Source organism: Micromonospora mirobrigensis, from assembly GCF_900091555.1.
Lineage (GTDB): Bacteria > Actinomycetota > Actinomycetes > Mycobacteriales > Micromonosporaceae > Micromonospora > Micromonospora mirobrigensis.
In genome coordinates, this window is sequence record NZ_FMCX01000002.1 from 777,882 (window position 1) to 794,828 (window position 16,947).

Consider the following 16,947-nt stretch of genomic DNA (forward strand, 5'->3'; position numbering starts at 1 on the left):
TCCCACCAGGTGACCGGGCGACTACCCGGCGCGCTGCCGGTCGACTAGCCTGTGACCTGCTCCGCAGCGCGCGTCGCCGTCGAAGTCGATACGCCTCCGGCCGACCCCCGCCCGCCCGATCGGTTGGTTCTGACGGGAAGTCCCCTCCCCCGCGTCACCGGTTGGGCAGGATCGTCCTACGAGGAGGTGCCGTCGTGCAGGACACCCGCGCTCTCGCCCTGACGTTCGAGGTGAGCGGCCTGCCCCCGGTGAAGACCGAGGCGCTGTCCATCTTCGCCGCCGGCCACCGGCAGGCGACGAGGGTCCGCGCCCTGCTCCAGGCGGCCTGTACGGCGGCCCAGCGCACCGGCTGGACCCCGTTGGGCGGCCCGGTCGAGGTCGACCTGACCCTGCGCTGCCCGCCGGGGCACCGCACCTCCGACGCCAGCACCCTGCTGGGCGGGGTGTGCGCGGTGCTCCAGGACAAGAAGCGGGTGTCGAACATCGGCCTGGCCCACCTTGGCGTCCTCGTCGACGTCGCGCTCTACTCCGACGACCGGCAGATCCGTCGCCTGTCGTACCTGGAGGAGCCGGCGGAGGAGTTCTCCTATCGGGTGCGGGTCGCCGCCGCACCGGCCGGGGTTTGATCGAGGTCCGCGGCGGGGTATCGCGGACGCCGACGAAGGGAGCGCCGAATGTCGGAGCCACATGTCACGCTCGACCCGAGCGGGCTGGATCCTGTGCAGCAGAAGCTGCGCGGCCCGCTGGAGGAGCAGCTGACCTCGGCCCTGCAGGCGGCGACGGAACGGGTCCGGGCGAGCTACGCCGGCGAGCCGGTCGAGCAGGTCTGCCAGCGGCTGCTGGAGGAGACCCGCTCCGGCCTGCACCCCGACATCGCCGCGGGCTTCAACCCCGACATGGACGAGTTCTGCCGGGTGGCCGTGGCGATCGTCCGCGGCGAGGTCTCCTGAACCACCGCTGACCCGGCCCCGCCCCACCCGGGCGAGGTCGGGTCGCGCCGTGCTCAGCCGCGACGCACGTCGACGGAGACGACGTGGCCGCCGTCGGCCCGGGTCGACTCGGCCAGCCGGACCGGCACCGCCCGGGTGAGGCCGAGACCGAAGCTGACCTGCCCCTCGAAGTCGCCGGCGTCGGCCCAGCCGCGCAGGGTAGGCAACCCGATCGCGGCCGGCGGCGCGGTGGTCACCGTGCTGGCGCCGTGCGCGTCGTGGGCCTGGGCGGTGCGGAAGGCCACGGAGAGGAACGCCGCGCCGGGCAGCCGGACCGGGGTGCCCCTGCCGTCGGTGGTCACCTCCGGCACGTACGCCACCTCGTAGCCGGGGGTGGGCCCGCGGAAGACGAAGCTGATCCGGCTGTAGCCCTCGGCGGGATGGTCGCCGACGCGTACGCCGGTCAGGGTGGACAGCGGCAGGCCCGGATCCGGGGTGACCGGCGGACGGACGTCGTGGTCGACCCGGGCGGGCGTGGTGGGCACGGCCCACCCGTAGGTGACCCGCCAGTCGGCGGCGGACGGCGCCGGCCGGGACCCGGCCGACGTGGCGGGCGCCGGCGCGGAAGGCGCACTGTCGGGGGTGGTCGCGGCGGTCGTCGGCGCGGTGGCGCTCGTCCCGGACCCCGCCGGGGCGCCGGGCTCAGACGTCGCGCCGTCGGGGTCGGCCGAGCAGGCCGCCGCGAGCAGCACGACCAGGCTCAACAGCAGTGGTACGCGCCGATCCGTCATGCCTCCAGCGTGCACCCCCGAACCGGCCCTGACCAGGGCCGATCGTCGGATCGAGGGGTAGAAACAGGTCAGGACCGGGTCCGCAACTCCCCGGTCCTGACCCCCAGCCGTCCGGCGTGGTAGCGGAATTCGCCACGGAGAGCGCGGCAGGCGGGGCACGCCGCCCACGCCGGGCTCCACACGGCGAGCCGGCCCGCTTGCACTCAGCTCCACGGTGCCCAACTACCGGACTTCGGCGCGTCCGGCGAACTCACCCCGAAGAGTCGTTGGACGCGGGGCCCAATTTAGGCGCGTCGTCGCAGGTCGGACAAGCTTTGGCGGGGACCCGCGGATGTGATTGACGCCAACGTCAAAAACCGGCATGTCGCCGTAACGGGGTCAGCCGATCCGGCGCTGTTCCTTACCGAGGAGAGGAGGGCGTTCCGGCGCTCGGCGGCCCCCGGTGAGCGTACCGGCGGCCCAGGCGCCGGCGGCCAGGGCAAGTGCCACCAGGTGCAGCAGCCGCACCCCGGCGGGGGCGGGTGTGGTGGCGGCCGGCAGGGCCGGGAGCACCGCACCACCGACCAGGCTGACCGCGAGCGCGGCCCGCCAGAACCGGACCGGCGCAGCCGGTGGACCCGAGGGCGGCGGCCCGGCGCAGACCCGGCGGCGGGGCGCTGCCCACAACGCCAGCCCCAGCACGACGGCCCCGCCCACCGCCGAGCCGATCAGGTCGGCGAAGGACCACCAGTGCATCCCGGTGGCCGCGTGGAAGTCGATGCCCAGCGCACGCGGCCAGCGCTCGGTGTGGGTGACCCGGTCCAGCACGACGTGGCTGAGCGCGCCGATCAGCGCCGAGCAGACGGTCACCTGCCACGGGTGCCGTACGCCGCCCAGCGCCGCGTACTGCGGCCAGTCGAACAGCCGCTGCCCGGGCAGGTGCACCGCCACCCCGGCGATCGTGCGCCGGACGAGCCAGGCGTAGCAGAGCGCCACCGGTAGGCACCACCAGAGCACCCCGCCCAGGGTGTGCGTACGCATCCCCAGTTCGAGGGGTGTGCCGACGAAGAGGTAGCCGACGTCCGGCGCCACCGCGCCGGTGGCCAGGGCGACCCCGTCGAACCAGTGCGGTCGCCACAGCTTCAGTGGCAGCACCGGCGCCAGGTGCGAGGGGAACGTCAGCGGCACCTGCCCGACGTTACCGGCCCGCGCCCGCCCCGAAGAGCGTACGCAGCTGGCGAAACTCCTTCAGGTGGACCACTGCGGGATCGTCCGGGTCCAGTTCGTCGTGCTCCAGCACCCAGGTGTTGTCGTTGGGGATGAAGACCGCGTTCAGGCCGGCCGCCCGGGCCGGCAGGATGTCCGAGCGCGGCGAGTTGCCGATCATCCAGGCGGTCGCCGGGTCGAAGCCGTGCTCGCGGGCGAGCCACCGGTAGGTGTCGACGTCCTTCTCCGCCACGATGTGCGCCGCCCGGAAGTGGTGCAGCAGCCCGCAGGCGTCCAGCTTGCGCTGCTGCTCCTCCCGCTCGCCCTTGGTGAGCAGCAGCAGCTCGTGCCGGCCGGCGAGGGCGTCCAGGGTGTCGGCGACTCCCGGCATCAGCTCGACCCGGTGTTGGACCAGCGCGGCGGCGAGCTCGTCGAGCCCACGGCGCTCGGCGTCGGTGGCGGGGCGTTCCCGCAGCCGCTCGAGACACTCGCCGAGGCTGCGCAGGAACACCTTGGAGCCGTAGCCGTGCGCCACCGCGTTGGCCCGCTCGATGTCGTCGAGGATGGCGCGGATCTCGGCCCGGTCCAGGGTCGGGTGGTCGATCCAGCCGAGGAAGTCGTCGATCACCCGCTCGAAGACGACGTTGTTCTCCCAGAGCGTGTCGTCGGCGTCGAAGACCAGAACCTTCGCCTCGCGCGGCTGCGCCATGCCGTCCCCTCCCCTGTCCGGTGCCCGGGAAACCGTACTCGGGGACGCCCGGCGCCTCACCCGCATTTTCAGCGGCGCCGGGTCAGGATGAGGTCGGCGACCAGGGCCGTCCAGCCGGTCTGGTGCCACGCCCCCAGCCCGGCCCCGTTGTCGCCGTGGAAGTACTCCGGGAAGGCGATCAGGTCCCGCCAGTCCGGGTGGGTCTGGAACAGCTGGGCCGCACCGTAGATCGGCCGCCGACCCCAGTCGTCGCGGGTGAACAGCGAGATCAGCCGGGCGGAGAGGTCGTCGGCAATCTCGTCCAGGGACCTCTTCACCCCCGAGCGGGTCGGGTACTCGACCTGGAGGTCGTCGCCGAAGAACGCCGCGTAGTCGCGCAACGCGCTGATCAGCAGGAAGTTCGTCGGCATCCAGATCGGCCCGCGCCAGTTCGAGTTGCCGCCGAACAGCCCGCTGGTCGACTCGGCCGGCTCGTAGCCGACGCAGAACTCCTGCCCGCCGAGGGTGACCGAGAACGGCTTGTCCAGGTGCGCGCGGGAGAGCGTACGCAGGCCGAACTCGGAGAGGAACTCGTCGGTGTCGAGCATCCGGGCGAGCAGCCGGGTCACCTGCTCCGGGCCGACCATGGACAGCAGCCGCTGCTGCCGGCCGTCGGGGCCGAGCCGGCGGGCACCGATCACGTGCGCGTACTCGGGGCGGTGGGCGAGGAACCAGCGCAGCCGGGCGCCCAGCTCGGGCAGCCGCTGGAGGGTACGCGCGGTGAGCCGGGTGGTGGCGGCCAGCGGCAGCAGCCCCACCACCGAGCGGACCTTCAGCGGCACCTGGCTGCCGTCGGCCAGCCGCAGCACGTCGTAGAAGAAGGCGTCCTCGTCGTCCCAGAGCCCCTGTCGGTACGCGGCCCCGGCGATGTACGCGAAGTGCTCGAAGAACTTGGTGGCGGTGTCGACGTACGCGTGGTCGTGCTCGGCCAGCACGATCGCCATGTCCAGCAGGTTGAGCGCGTACATGGCCATCCAGCCGGTGCCGTCGGACTGCTCCAGCACCCCGGCCACCGGCAGCGCCGCCGAGCGGTCGAACGGGCCGACGTTGTCCAGCCCGAGGAAGCCGCCCTCGAAGACGTTGTTGCCGCCGGTGTCCTTGCGGTTGACCCACCAGGTGAAGTTGAGCAGCAGCTTGTGCATCACCCGGGCGAGGAACTCGTGGTCGCGCGAGCCGTCGATCTCGAAGACCTTCAGCGCCGCCCAGGCGTGCACCGGCGGGTTCACGTCGCCGAACGCCCACTCGTACGCCGGGATCTGCCCGTTGGGGTGCAGGTACCACTCGCGGAGCAGGAGCAGCAGCTGCGCCTTGGCGAAGCCGGGGTCGACCCGGGCGATGGTGACGCAGTGGAAGGCCAGGTCCCAGGCTGCGTACCAGGGGTACTCCCACGGATCCGGCATGGAGATCACGTCGAAGCTGTTCATGTGCCACCATGCGCTGTTGCGCCCGTGCCGGCGCCCGGCGGGCGGGGGCGCCGAGCCGGGGTCGCCGTCCAGCCACCGCTGCACGTCGAAGTGGTAGAACTGCTTGCCCCACATCAGCCCGGCGATGGCCGTGCGGGCGATCAGCGCCTCGTCGGCGTCGGCGGCGGCGGGGATGACCCCGGCGAAGAACCGGTTCGCCTCGGCCCGCCGGGCCCAGAACACCGCGTCGAAGCCGTCGGTGAGGTCGGCCGGTCGGGGGGTGACGCCGCCGGGCGGCGGGGCGGTGCGGGTCAGCCGCAGCCGGATCTGCCGCTGCCCGCCGGCCGGCACGTCCAGCACGTAGTGCAGCGCGCCCTTGGTGCCCTGCCGGTCCGGGTTGACGCTGGCCGCGCCGTCGACCACGTGGTCGTTGATGCCGTCCTTCGGGTACGCCGACCGGCCGTTCAGTCCCCAGAGCCGCTCGGCGTTGGTGTCGTTGTCGCAGAGCAGCGGGGTCGGCTCGCCCTCGCCCTCGAGCATGATCTGCCCGAGCACCCAGTGCTCGCCGACCAGCCGGGCGCCGGTGCCGGCCCGCGGATCACGGTCGGCGCCGACCAGGTTCGGGATCCGGTCGCCGCCGGGCAGCCCCCAGGACCAGGTGTTGCGGAACCAGAGCGTGGGCAGCACGTGCAGGGTGGCCGCCTCGTCGGCCCGGTTGGCCACGGTGACCAGCACGCACATGTCGGTCGGGGACGCCTTGGCGTACTCGACGGTCACCGCCCAGTACCGGTCGTCGTCGAAGATCCCGGTGTCCACCAGCTCGTACTCGGTGTCGTCCCGGCCGCGCAGCGCGTTGACCGCGACCAGCTCGTCGTACGGGAAGGCGGCCTGCGGATAGTGGTAGCGCCAGCGCATGAAGGAGTGGGTGGGGGTCGAGTCCTCGTACCACCAGTACTCCTTGACGTCCTCGCCGTGGTTGCCGCCGTCCCCGCCGAGGCCGAACATCCGCTCCTTGAGGATCGGGTCGTGGCCGTTCCACAGCGCCAGCGCGAAGCAGAACGTCTGCCGGTCGTCGCAGACGCCCGCCATGCCGTCCTCGTTCCACCGGTAGGCTCGGGACCGCGCGTGATCGTGGGGGAAGTAGTCCCACGCCGTGCCGTGTTCGCTGTAGTCCTCCCGTACCGTCCCCCACGCCCGCTCGGACAGATAGGGACCCCATGCGCGCCAGTCCTGCTCCCCGGCGTCGGCCTGGGCCAGGCGCAGCCGCTCGGCGTCGAAGGCGGGTTCGTCGGAGGGCGAACGGTCGGTGATCACGTGCACATCTTCGACGCCGCCGGGGTACTTGACCACAGCGCCCATTCTCGTCGTGGCGTGTTACACCTCGCCGCCGCTGGAGGGAAGTTGATCGACATCGGTTTCGGGCCGCAGGTGTGCGGCGACCTGACCGCCGCCGCCGGCCGGGAATGGCTGGTCACCGACGGTCGGGGCGGCTACGCCACGGGCACGGTCGCCGGCCTGCGCACCCGCCGCTACCACGGTCTGCTGGTGGTGGCCGGTGAGACGCCGGCCTCCCGCAAGGTGGGACTGGTCGGCCTCGACCCGGCGCTGACCTGGCCGTCGGGCGCCCAGGTCCGGCTCGGCGCGCACGAGTGGTCCTCCGGCGACGTCGACCCGCGCGGCTTCGAGCTGCTGGAACGCTTCGAGCTGGTCGACGGGCTGCCCCGCTGGCGCTGGCGGATCGGCGACGTGGTGGTCGAACGCGAGCTGGCCATGACGTACGGCCGGTCCTGCGTGGCCGTGGTCCACCGGCTGGTCTCCGGCGGCCCGGTCCGGCTCGACCTGTCCGCGGTCTGCACCTGGCGCGACGTCCACGGCGAGCGGCGGGCCGACGGGCCGGCCCTCCGGATGGAGCAGGCCGACGGCGGGGCGGTGGTGGAGGGCGCGTTCCGGCTCGCCGGCCCGGACTGGCGCCCGGAGGGCCAGTGGTGGCTGGGCGTGCACCACCGCGAGGAGGCCGCCCGGGGCCTGAACCCGGACGAGGACCTCTGGTACGCCGGCCGGTTCGCAGGGATGCTGGACCGCCCCGGGGACACCGTGTCGGTGCTCGCCTGGGCCGACGACCTGGCCGAGGAGCCGCCGCCGGCGACCGAGGTGGTGGCCGCGGCCCGGCGGCGCAACCGGGCGGTGGTGGGGGCGGCCCGCCCGGCCGACGGGGTCGACGCGACGCTCGCCCTGGCCGCCGACGCGTTCGTCGTCCGCACCGCCGCCGGCCCGGACGTGGTGGCCGGCTATCCCTGGTTCGGGGCCTGGTCGCGGGACACGATGACCGCCTACGAGGGGTTGTTCCTGGCCACCAACCGGTTCGACGAGGGTCGGGAGCTGCTGCGGTCGTACGCGGCGACGCTGTCGGAGGGGATGCTGGCGAACACCGCCGACACCGGCCGGGTGGAGTACAACACCGTCGACGCGGCGCTGTGGTTCCTGCACGCGGTGGACCGGCACGTCACCCTGGCCGGCGACGCCGACCTGGGCGCGGAGCTGCTGCCGGCGCTGCGCGGGATCGTCGACGCGCACCTGGCCGGCACCCGGTACGGCATCGCCGTCGACCCGGCCGACGGGCTGGTCACCCAGGGCGGCCCGCCGGACGTGGCGCTGACCTGGATGGACGCCCGGGTGTACGGGGTGCCGGTGACCCCGCGTACCGGCAAGCCGGTGGAGGTCAACGCGCTGTGGGTCAACGGGCTCGCCGGCCTGGCCGAGCTGGCGCGGCGGGCCGGCGAGGACGCCGGCGATCTGGTCCGGCTGCACGAGCGGGCCCGGACGGCGTTCCGCGCCCGCTTCCCGGCCCCGGTCGGCTGGCTGTACGACGTGGTGGACGGCCCGGCGCCGGCGTACCCGCTGGGCGGGGCGGCCCACCACGACGACGACCTGCTCCGCCCCAACCAGCTGCTGGCCTGGTCGCTGCCGTACGCGCCGATGGAGCCGGACGAGCCGACGCTGCGCCGGCTGCTGGCCGGGCTGTTCACCCCGCTCGGCCCGCGCAGCCTCTCCCCCGACTCCCCCGGCTTCGCCGGCCGGCACCGGGGTGGTCCGGCCGAGCGCGACGGCGGCTACCACCAGGGCACGGTGTGGCCGTGGCTGATCGGCCCGTTGGTGGATGCCCACCGGCGCGCGAAGCTACCGGTCGATGACCTTTTGGTCGGACTTGAGGGCCATTTGGGGGATTGCGGGTTATCTTCGGTGAGTGAGACGGCCGACGGCCTCGCACCGCACGCCGCGACCGGGTGCCCCTTCCAGGCCTGGTCCGTCGCCGAGCTGCTGCGGGTCCGCCGGAGCCGCTAGGCACGCTTTACACAGTCGCAACGGCGACGTCTCCACCGGTTATCCACCCCCGGCGAGGATTGGTCACAACCCAGGCGACGACACGGCACCCGGTGACGGGCGCCCGCCGGAGCCTGCGCGGGACACCACCTGAAGGGGGCCGCATGTCACCGGACGCCGACGTGATCGACATCCACCCCACCCGGCGCCAGCGGGTGCTGATGCTGTCCTGGGAATATCCGCCGGTGCTCGTCGGCGGCCTCGGCCGGCACGTCCACGCCCTGTCGGTCGCCCTCGCCACCGCCGGGCACGACGTCACCGTGGTCACCCGCCACACCGACGGCGCACCCCTGGAGGAATACGCCGACGGCGTCCGCATCCTGCGCGCCGCCGAAGACCCCGTCCGCTTCCCCCTCGCCACCGACTCCCTCCTGGCCTGGACCATGGCCTTCAACCACACCCTCACCCGCGCCGCCCTGCGCGCCACCGAAACCGGCACCTACGACGTCATCCACGCCCACGACTGGCTCGTCGCCCACACCGCGATGACCCTGCGCGACCACTTGGACGTGCCGCTGGTCAGCACCATCCACGCCACCGAGGCCGGCCGACACCAGGGCTGGCTGCCCGAGGAGATGAACCGCACCATCCACGGCGTCGAGCACTGGCTCAGCAACTCCTCGGGCCGGGTGATCGCCTGCTCCGGCTACATGCGCGAGCAGGTCACCCGGCTCTTCGGCGTACCCGACGGGCGGGTGGACGTGGTGCCCAACGGCGTCGACGACCGGGCCTTTCGAGCCCGGCCGCGCGCGGTCGCCGACGCCCGGGCCCGGTTCGCCGGGGACGGCCCGCTGGTCGGCTTCGCCGGCCGGCTGGTCTACGAGAAGGGCGTCCAGCACCTGGTGCGCGCCGTACCGCAGCTGCGCCGCCGGCATCCCGGGCTGCGGGTGCTGGTCGCCGGCGACGGCCCGTACAAAACGGAGCTGGTCGCCGAGGCCGATCGGTTGGACCTGCACGACACCGTCCGCTTCACCGGCTTCCTCGACTCGGTGGCGCTGCCCGCGATGCTCGGCGCCACCGACGCCACCGTCGTGCCCAGCCTCTACGAGCCGTTCGGCATGATCGCCCTGGAGGCGGCCGCCGCCGGGGCGCCACTGGCCGTCGCGGCCACCGGCGGGCTCGCCGAGATCGTCGAGCCCGGGGTCACCGGCGTGACCTTCCCGCACAGCGACCCCGACGCCCTCGCCGGCGCGGTGGACCGACTCCTCGGCGACGAGGTCTTCGCCCGCCGGGTGGCCCGCCAGGCCCGCGGCATGGTCACCGAGCGGTACGGCTGGACGACCATCGCCGCCCGCACCGCGGCCAGCTACGCCACCGCCCGCCGGGAGCACGGCCCGTTCCAGGCGCGGCGCGCGGCCGCCCTGTTGGCCGGCGGACGCGGCCGGATCGTGATCCCCGACGGCAACCTGCTCGCCACCGAGGGCGCCGCCTGCTGAAGAAGAAATCCGACGACCGATAGGTCCGCCCCGATCCATTGGCTACGGTGTACGCGGCCAACGGTGAGGAGAACCGTGCAGCAGGTAGTGATCGCCGGTCGGTACCGCCTGCTCGAGCTGGTCGGACGGGGCGGAATGGGCCGGGTCTGGCGCGCTCGGGACGAGGTGCTGGACCGGGAGGTGGCGCTCAAGGAGATCGTGCCCCCGTCCTGGCTGGCCGAGTCCGAACGCGACGAGCTACGGCTGCGTACGCTGCGCGAGGCGCGGACCGCCGCCCGGCTCAACCACCCCAACGTGGTCCGCGTCTACGACGTGGTCCGGGTCGAGCACCATCCGTGGATCATCATGGAGTACGTGCCCTCACGGTCGTTGCAGACCGTGCTGGACACCACCGGTCCGCTCGACCCGGTCCGCGCCGCCGACATCGGACTGTCGCTGCTGGGGGCGCTGCGCGCCGCGCACGACGCCGGGGTGCTGCACCGGGACGTGAAGCCGCAGAACGTGCTCGTCGCCCACGACGGCCGGTTGATGCTCACCGACTTCGGACTCGCCACCTTCGACGGCGGGGACGGGCTGACCACCCGCCCCGGGATGGTCCTCGGCTCACCGCAGTTCGTCGCCCCGGAACGGGCCGCCGAGGGGGTGTCCAGCGTGGAGGCCGACCTCTGGTCGCTCGGCGCCACCCTGCACGCGGCGGTCGAGGGCCGCTCGCCGTACGCCCGCAGCACCGCGATGGCCACCCTGGCCGCGCTGGCCTCGTCCCCGCCCGACCCGGCGCCGAACGCGGGCCCGCTGCGGCCGGCGCTGGAGGGGCTGCTCCGGCGCGACCCGCGCCGGCGGATCCGGCACGACGAGGCCGCCCGCCTGCTGGAGGCGGTCACCCGCCCGGTCTCCACCGTCGAGCCGCCGACCGAGCAGCTGCCCGTGGCCCGTTCCGGCACCGCGCTGGTCACCCCGCCCCCCGCCTGGCCGGGGGCGCGCCCGCCCGGTGGCAACCCCGGACCGGGCGGGCCGGCCGGCGTCACGCCGACCAGCCCGGCGGTGCCGCCCCCGGTCGGCCCGCTCGGCGGCTCCCGGGACGTGGCCGTGCACCGCGGCGCGGCCGTCGTCCGCCCGGGCGGCTCCGACACCCCGCTCGACGTGATCCCGGACCCGGTCCCCACCTCCGGAATGGCCCGGGAGTCCGGGCACGGCTGGACCGGCGCCCCGCTGGACGCCGGGCCGCCGCCCGGCGGGGGCCCGTCCTGGACCGCCGGGCCGCCCGGTCCGCCGGATCCACCGCCGCCGGGCGCCCGGCCGGTCCCGTCACGGACCATCGGCGACGGCGCCCAGCGCTGGGCGCTGCTGGCGCTGGCCCTGCTGGTGGCGGTGGCGGCCGGGGTGGGCACCGCACTCGCCGTCACCCGGGACACCGACGACGACGACCGCCCCGCCGGGGCCAGCAGCAACCAGCCCCAGGAGCATCCGGAGCCGCCACCGGGCGGCGAGCCCGGCCGGCCCGGCCAGCCCGATGACCATCCGCCGCCGTTTCCCTGCCTGCGACCGGACCCGGGCGGCGAGCCGGTCGCCCGGGGCGGCGCCACGGCCGACGACGGGTTCCGGCCGCCGACCGGCTGGACCTGGCACGCCGGCAGCGGGTACCGGATCGCCGTGCCGGTGGGCTGGCTGCTCAGCCGGGAGGGCACGGTGGTCTGCCTGCGCGACCCGACCAGCCGGCGCACGATCAGCGTCGAGCCGGTCACCTCGGACACGGGGGATCCACTGGCCCGGCTGCGCGGCGACGAGCGCCGGGCGCTCGACGGGGGCACCCTGCCGTCGTACGACAAGGTGCGGCTCGCCGCTGACGGCCGCGGCGCGGCGTGGGAGTGCCGGTGGGTGGCCCCGTTCGGGGAGCGCCAGCACGCGCTGCGGATGCTGCCCGGCGGCGACCTCGGCGGGTGGACGCTCGGCTTCAGCACCTCCGACGCGGACTGGCCGGCGGCCCTGCCCGAGCTGGGCGTGTTCCGGGAGAGCTTCCGCTCCGGCGCGTCGGCGCGGATCACCCCGACCTGATCCGCGCCGCGCCGGCACGCGGGGCGCCACGCCAGCGGATGAGAAATCGCGCACCGCTGGATATCGTGTACCCCGGGTGACCGAGGGGGACGCGACGTGCGGCAACAGGTGGTCGCCGGGCGCTACCGGCTGCGGCAACTGGTCGGCACCGGCGGCATGGGACGGGTGTGGTTGGCCCACGACGAGATGCTGCACCGCGAGGTGGCGGTCAAGGAGGTCGTCCCGCCGTCCTGGCTGGCCGAGACCGAACGCGACGAGCTGCGGCTGCGGACGCTGCGCGAGGCGCGTACGGCGGCCCGGGTCGACCACCCCAACGTGGTCCGGCTCTACGACGTGGTGCACGAGGGGGAGAGCCCCTGGATCGTGATGGAGTACGTCCGGTCCCGCTCGCTCCAGCAGATCATCACCACCGAGGGCCCGCTGGATCCGCGCCGGACGGCCGAGGTGGGGCTCGCCGTGCTGGCCGCGCTGCGCGCCGCGCACGCCGCCGGGGTGCTGCACCGCGACGTGAAGCCGCACAACGTGCTGGTCGCCGACGACGGGCGGGTGGTGCTCACCGACTTCGGGCTGGCCACCTTCGAAGGCGGCGACGGGGCGATGACCGGGCCCGGCCTGGTGCTCGGCTCGCCGCAGTTCGTCGCCCCGGAACGCGCCCGCGACGGGGTCTCCGACCCGCGTACCGACATGTGGTCGCTCGGCGCGACGCTCTACGCGGCGGTCGAGGGGCAGTCGCCGTACGCCCGGGGCAACGCGATGGCCACGCTGAGCGCGCTGGCCACCGAGCCACCGGACCCGGTGCGCCGGGCCGGCCCGCTGCGGCCCGCCCTCACCGGCCTGCTCCAGCGTGACCCGTGGCGCCGGCTCACCGCGGCCGAGGTCGAGCCGCTGCTGCGCGCGGTGGCCGGCTCGGCCCCGGTCGGGCCGGGGTCCTCGGGTGGCGGCGGGGGCGGCGTCGCGCTGCCCGCACCGCGCGATCCGGGGACCTCCGATCGCGTGGCAGGGCTGGTGCCGGCCCCGTTCGACCGCGTCGAGCAGTCGGCCGGGCCCGGCCCCGTGGCCGCCGCCGGCGTCGAACTGCCCGTGGCGGGCGGCGGCGGCCCCCGGCCGGCGCCGGGCAGCGTCCAGCTCCGACCGGTCACCGGCCACCCGGTCGGCGGGACGGCGGGCGGCCGGTACGTCGACCCGGCACCAACGGCCGAAACGGGCGGCAGGCGTACCGACGGCGCCCCGGAACCCCGGCCCTCCCGGCCGGGCCGGTCGACCCGGCGTACCCGACTGGTCGGTGTCGGCGCGGCGGTCGCGCTGCTCGCCGGGGCCGGCGTGGCGGTGGCGCTGCACGACGCGGACGGCCCGGACCGGCTGCCGTCGGGGAGCGGCGCCGGCTCCCCCGCGGCGACCGCACCCGCCACCACCGGTGCGGCCAGCACCGGTCCCGCCGCCAGGGCGGCGGTTCCGGCCGCGTTCGCCTGCGGCACGGCACCGCCGACGGCCACCCCGGTCGCCACCACGCCGCCGCGTGCCGGGGAGGACGCCCTGCTGCCCGGCTGGACCTGGTACCGCGATCCGGCGGGCTGGCGGGTCGCCGCCCCCACCAACTGGCTGCGCTGGACGGAGTCCGGCGCGACCTGTTTCCGCGAGCCCGACGGCTCGCGGCTGCTCAGCGTGGCGCCGGTGCGGCCGACGGCCGACCCGGTGGCGTACTGGCGGGCCGAGGAACGGCGGCTGCGCGGCACCGGCGCCCTGCGCGACTACCGACTGGTGGAGATCTCCGCCCTGGAGATCTACGGCCGGGACGCGGCGATCTGGGAGTGCGCCTGGCGCAACGCGGCGGACCTGCGGGTGCACTCCGCCCGGTTGCTGGCCCGGCCGGCGCCCGGGCGGGCGTACGCGGTGGCGTGGCTGACCACGGAGTTCGACTGGCTGGTCAACGGCCAGTACTTCCTGATGATCCGGCAGAGCTTCGGCGACGACGGCTGACCACGCTCCGCTGTGGACGGTCGGGGCATTGCCCGCCCGGTCCCCCTCTGGCACAGTGGCGTAGTTTGTGGATCAAGAACTCCCGGGGAGGCGAGCGGCATGATGGGACCGTCCCACGCGCTGTCCGGCGCGGCGGTGTGGCTGGCCGGGTCGTGGGCGCTGGACCACTTCGCCGACTACCACCAGTCGCCGCTGGCCCTGGCCGTGGGGACCGCCGTCTGCGCCGGTGGCGCGCTCTTCCCCGATCTGGACCTCTCCGGCAAGGTGACCCGCAACCAGGGCGGCGCGACCGTCGCCCGCACCTTCGGGGTGTTCTCCCTCTTCGTCGCCGAGGTGATCGAGAAGATCTCGCTCGGGGTCTACTACGCCACCAAGCTCAGCCGCGACCCGCGCCGCAACAACGGCCACCGCACGCTGACCCACACCCTGCCGTTCACGGCGCTGGTCGGTTGGGGCACCACCACGCTCTGCGCCGCGTACGGCAAGTGGGCCGTGGTCAGCATCCTGTTCTTCATGATCGGGCTGGCGCTGCGCGGCCTCTTCGACGAGTGGGCGGAACGGGCCGGCTGGGTCATCGTCACCCTGGCCTCGGCCGCCGCCGCCTGGTACACGTTCGCCAACCTCCCCGGTGACCGGGGCTATCCGATGATCGGCCTGGCCGTCGGGGTCGGGTGCGTGGTGCACATCCTCGGCGACATGATCACCAAGGCGGGGGTGCCGATCCTCTGGCCCATCCCGATCAAACGCCGGATGTGGACGATGATCGGCCTGCCGAACAGCATCGCGCTGCGTACCGGCAGCAAGGCCGAGGTGGTGGTGCTGCGGGCGGTGCTCACCGCCGTCGCGGTGCTCGCCGCGGTGGGGCTGGTCGCGCCCGGCGTGCTGCGCCGCTTCGACATCGAGATCTGACCCGACGTCCGCCCGACCTCAGCCGGCCGGCACCAGGATCGCGTACGCCGAGGAGACATCGGCCAGGTCGGACCCGCCGGAGGCCTCGAGGGTGATCTGCACGCGGGTGGCGGGCAGCGGCATGCTCGTGGTGGTCTCCTCGCCGTCGCACGGCACGTCGCCACCGGCCAGCGGGGGCTCCTCCCCGGAGGTGCCGGCCAACTGGTAGTGGACCGTGCGGGAGGGTTCGTCGGCGACGCAGGCGGCCCGCACCAGATACTCGGTGCCGGCCCGGGTCTCCCGGTGGCTCGTGCCGCTCATGCCCGCGTTCGCCCCGCCGGTGTACACCACCCGCGCGATCTCACCCGGCAGCGTGGCCGGCACCGACAGCCGGGGACGCCCGGCTTCGGCCGGAGCGGTCGCCGCCGAGGTGGCGGCGGTCGCGGGCCGGGGCGACGGCGCCGCCCCGGCCGGCGGAGCGGTCGGAGCGGTGCCGCTCGTGCAGCCGCCGACGGCCGCGGCCAGCAGCGTGGCGAGGGCGGTTACGGTACGGCGTGGCAGTGGCATGGCGTCGATCATGGCAGACCGCTGCGATGATCACGGCCAGCGTGGGGATGGGATTCGGGGTGCGCTACTGCGCGGTACGGGCGACGGTGGAGCCGTGGCCGGCAGGGTACGGGTCAAAAGGGGTGGACGTGGAGGTGACGCGATGACGGGACGGGTCTTCCCGCCGGGATTCCTGTGGGGGTCGGCGACGGCGGCGTACCAGATCGAGGGGGCGGCCCGGGCCGACGGCCGGGCCCCCTCCATCTGGGACACCTACAGCCACACCCCGGGCCGGACGTTGAACTCCGACACCGGCGACGTGGCCGCCGACCACTACCACCGGTGGGCCGAGGACCTGGACCACATGGCCCGCCTCGGACTGGGGGCGTACCGGTTCTCGATCTCCTGGCCGCGGGTGTTCCCCGGCGGGCGGCGCAACCAGCGCGGGGTGGACTTCTACTCCCGGCTGGTCGATGGGCTGCTGGAGCGCGGCATCCGGCCGGTGGCCACCCTCTACCACTGGGACCTGCCGCAGGAGCTGGAGGACGCCGGGGGCTGGCCGGTCCGGGACACCGCGCTGCGGTTCGGGGAGTACGCCGCCGAGATCGTCGGGGCGCTCGGCGACCGGGTGCACACCTGGACGACGTTCAACGAGCCGTGGTGCTCGGCGTACCTCGGCTACGCCTCGGGGGTGCACGCGCCGGGGCGTACCGAGCCGGCCGCCGCGCTGGCCGCCGTGCACCACCTGAACCTGGCGCACGGCCTGGCCGGCCGGGTGGTCCGGGAGCTGGCCCCGGCGGCCGAGCTGTCGGTGACGTTGAACCTGCACGTGATCCGCCCGGCCTCCGGCTCGGACGCCGACGCCGACGCGGTACGCCGGATCGACGCCCTGGCCAACCGCGCGTTCCTCGGCCCGATGCTGGACGGGGCGTACCCGGCGGACCTGCTCGCCGACACCGCGAAGGTGACCGACTGGTCGTTCGTGCGCGACGGCGACGAGCGCACCGCGGCGGTGCCGCTGGACGTGCTGGGTGTCAACTACTACTCGACCACCCTGGTCCGGGCGTGGGACGGGGTGTCACCCCGGTCGGACGCCGACGGGCACGGCCGCTCCGCGCACTCCCCCTGGGTCGGCGCGCAGGACGTGGACTTCCTGCCCCAGCCCGGCCCGTACACGGCGATGGGCTGGAACATCGACCCGAGCGGGATGACCGAGCTGCTGCTGCGGCTGCACGCGGAACACCCGGACCAGCCGTTGATGATCACCGAGAACGGCGCGGCCTTCGACGACGTGGTCACCCCGGACGGGGCGGTGCACGACGACCGCCGGGTCGACTACCTGCGCCGGCACGTCGACGCCGTCGGGGCGGCGATCGACCGGGGAGCCGACGTCCGGGGCTACTTCGTCTGGTCGCTGCTGGACAACTTCGAGTGGGCGTACGGCTACGACCGCCGGTTCGGCATCATCCGGATCGACTACGACACCCTGACCCGGACCTGGAAGGACAGCGCGCACTGGTACCAGCGGCTGGCCGCCACGAACGCCCTGCCGGACTGACCGGGGTTGTCGGTGGGTCGGTCTAGGTTGGGCCCGCAGGCCCACGACGGACA

13 protein-coding genes are annotated in these 16,947 nt (G+C 74.5%); 8 read left to right on the plus strand and 5 right to left on the minus strand.

Annotated elements, in window-relative coordinates; genetic code table 11:
- Nucleotides 1-194 precede the first annotated feature (194 nt).
- Nucleotides 195-626, plus strand: a complete 432-nt coding sequence (locus GA0070564_RS10735; RefSeq protein ID WP_091606631.1) for a RusA family crossover junction endodeoxyribonuclease — start codon at nt 195-197, stop codon at nt 624-626.
- 48 nt (nt 627-674) lie between these two features.
- Complete coding sequence (locus tag GA0070564_RS10740) at nt 675-950, plus strand: hypothetical protein (protein WP_091606635.1); 276 nt, start codon at nt 675-677, stop codon at nt 948-950.
- A gap of 53 nt (nt 951-1,003) precedes the next feature.
- On the opposite strand, the gene GA0070564_RS10745 is transcribed toward GA0070564_RS10740, so the two are convergent.
- The 4 genes from GA0070564_RS10745 to GA0070564_RS10760 form a co-directional block, all read right to left on the minus strand.
- Entirely contained in the window at nt 1,004-1,720 is a 717-nt protein-coding gene (locus GA0070564_RS10745; protein WP_091606639.1) for an AMIN-like domain-containing (lipo)protein, read from the minus strand.
- A 378-nt stretch (nt 1,721-2,098) separates the two neighbouring features.
- Nucleotides 2,099-2,887, minus strand: a complete 789-nt coding sequence (locus GA0070564_RS10750) for a DUF4184 family protein (protein ID WP_091606643.1) — start codon at nt 2,885-2,887, stop codon at nt 2,099-2,101.
- Between the two features lie 10 nt (nt 2,888-2,897).
- Complete coding sequence (locus GA0070564_RS10755) at nt 2,898-3,614, minus strand: HAD family hydrolase (protein ID WP_091606647.1); 717 nt, start codon at nt 3,612-3,614, stop codon at nt 2,898-2,900.
- Between the two features lie 68 nt (nt 3,615-3,682).
- Nucleotides 3,683-6,415, minus strand: coding sequence for an MGH1-like glycoside hydrolase domain-containing protein (locus GA0070564_RS10760; RefSeq protein ID WP_091606650.1), 2,733 nt, complete (start codon nt 6,413-6,415; stop codon nt 3,683-3,685).
- 42 nt (nt 6,416-6,457) lie between these two features.
- On the opposite strand from GA0070564_RS10760, the gene GA0070564_RS10765 reads away from it, so the two are divergent.
- The 5 genes from GA0070564_RS10765 to GA0070564_RS10785 all read left to right on the plus strand — a co-directional run bounded on the left by GA0070564_RS10765 (nt 6,458) and on the right by GA0070564_RS10785 (nt 14,811).
- Nucleotides 6,458-8,398, plus strand: coding sequence for an amylo-alpha-1,6-glucosidase (locus tag GA0070564_RS10765; protein WP_091606653.1), 1,941 nt, complete (start codon nt 6,458-6,460; stop codon nt 8,396-8,398).
- Nucleotides 8,399-8,541: 143 nt separating this feature from the next.
- Nucleotides 8,542-9,873, plus strand: coding sequence for a glycosyltransferase family 4 protein (locus GA0070564_RS10770; RefSeq protein WP_091606656.1), 1,332 nt, complete (start codon nt 8,542-8,544; stop codon nt 9,871-9,873).
- Nucleotides 9,874-9,948: 75 nt separating this feature from the next.
- Nucleotides 9,949-11,925 carry a serine/threonine-protein kinase gene (locus GA0070564_RS10775; RefSeq protein WP_091606659.1) on the plus strand — a complete coding sequence of 659 codons (1,977 nt, stop codon included), beginning with the start codon at nt 9,949-9,951 and terminating at the stop codon, nt 11,923-11,925.
- A gap of 96 nt (nt 11,926-12,021) precedes the next feature.
- A complete protein-coding gene (locus GA0070564_RS29615; RefSeq protein ID WP_091606662.1) occupies nt 12,022-13,902 on the plus strand; it encodes a serine/threonine-protein kinase in 1,881 nt (626 codons plus the stop codon).
- Between the two features lie 99 nt (nt 13,903-14,001).
- Complete coding sequence (locus GA0070564_RS10785; RefSeq protein ID WP_091606664.1) at nt 14,002-14,811, plus strand: metal-dependent hydrolase; 810 nt, start codon at nt 14,002-14,004, stop codon at nt 14,809-14,811.
- Between the two features lie 18 nt (nt 14,812-14,829).
- On the opposite strand, the gene GA0070564_RS10790 is transcribed toward GA0070564_RS10785, so the two are convergent.
- Nucleotides 14,830-15,357 (minus strand): hypothetical protein, encoded by a 528-nt coding sequence (locus GA0070564_RS10790; RefSeq protein WP_141714749.1) that lies wholly within the window; start codon nt 15,355-15,357, stop codon nt 14,830-14,832.
- Between the two features lie 142 nt (nt 15,358-15,499).
- On the opposite strand from GA0070564_RS10790, the gene GA0070564_RS10795 reads away from it, so the two are divergent.
- On the plus strand, nt 15,500-16,894 hold the full coding sequence (locus GA0070564_RS10795; RefSeq protein ID WP_091606672.1) for a GH1 family beta-glucosidase: 1,395 nt from the start codon (nt 15,500-15,502) through the stop codon (nt 16,892-16,894).
- Nucleotides 16,895-16,947: the final 53 nt, after the last annotated feature.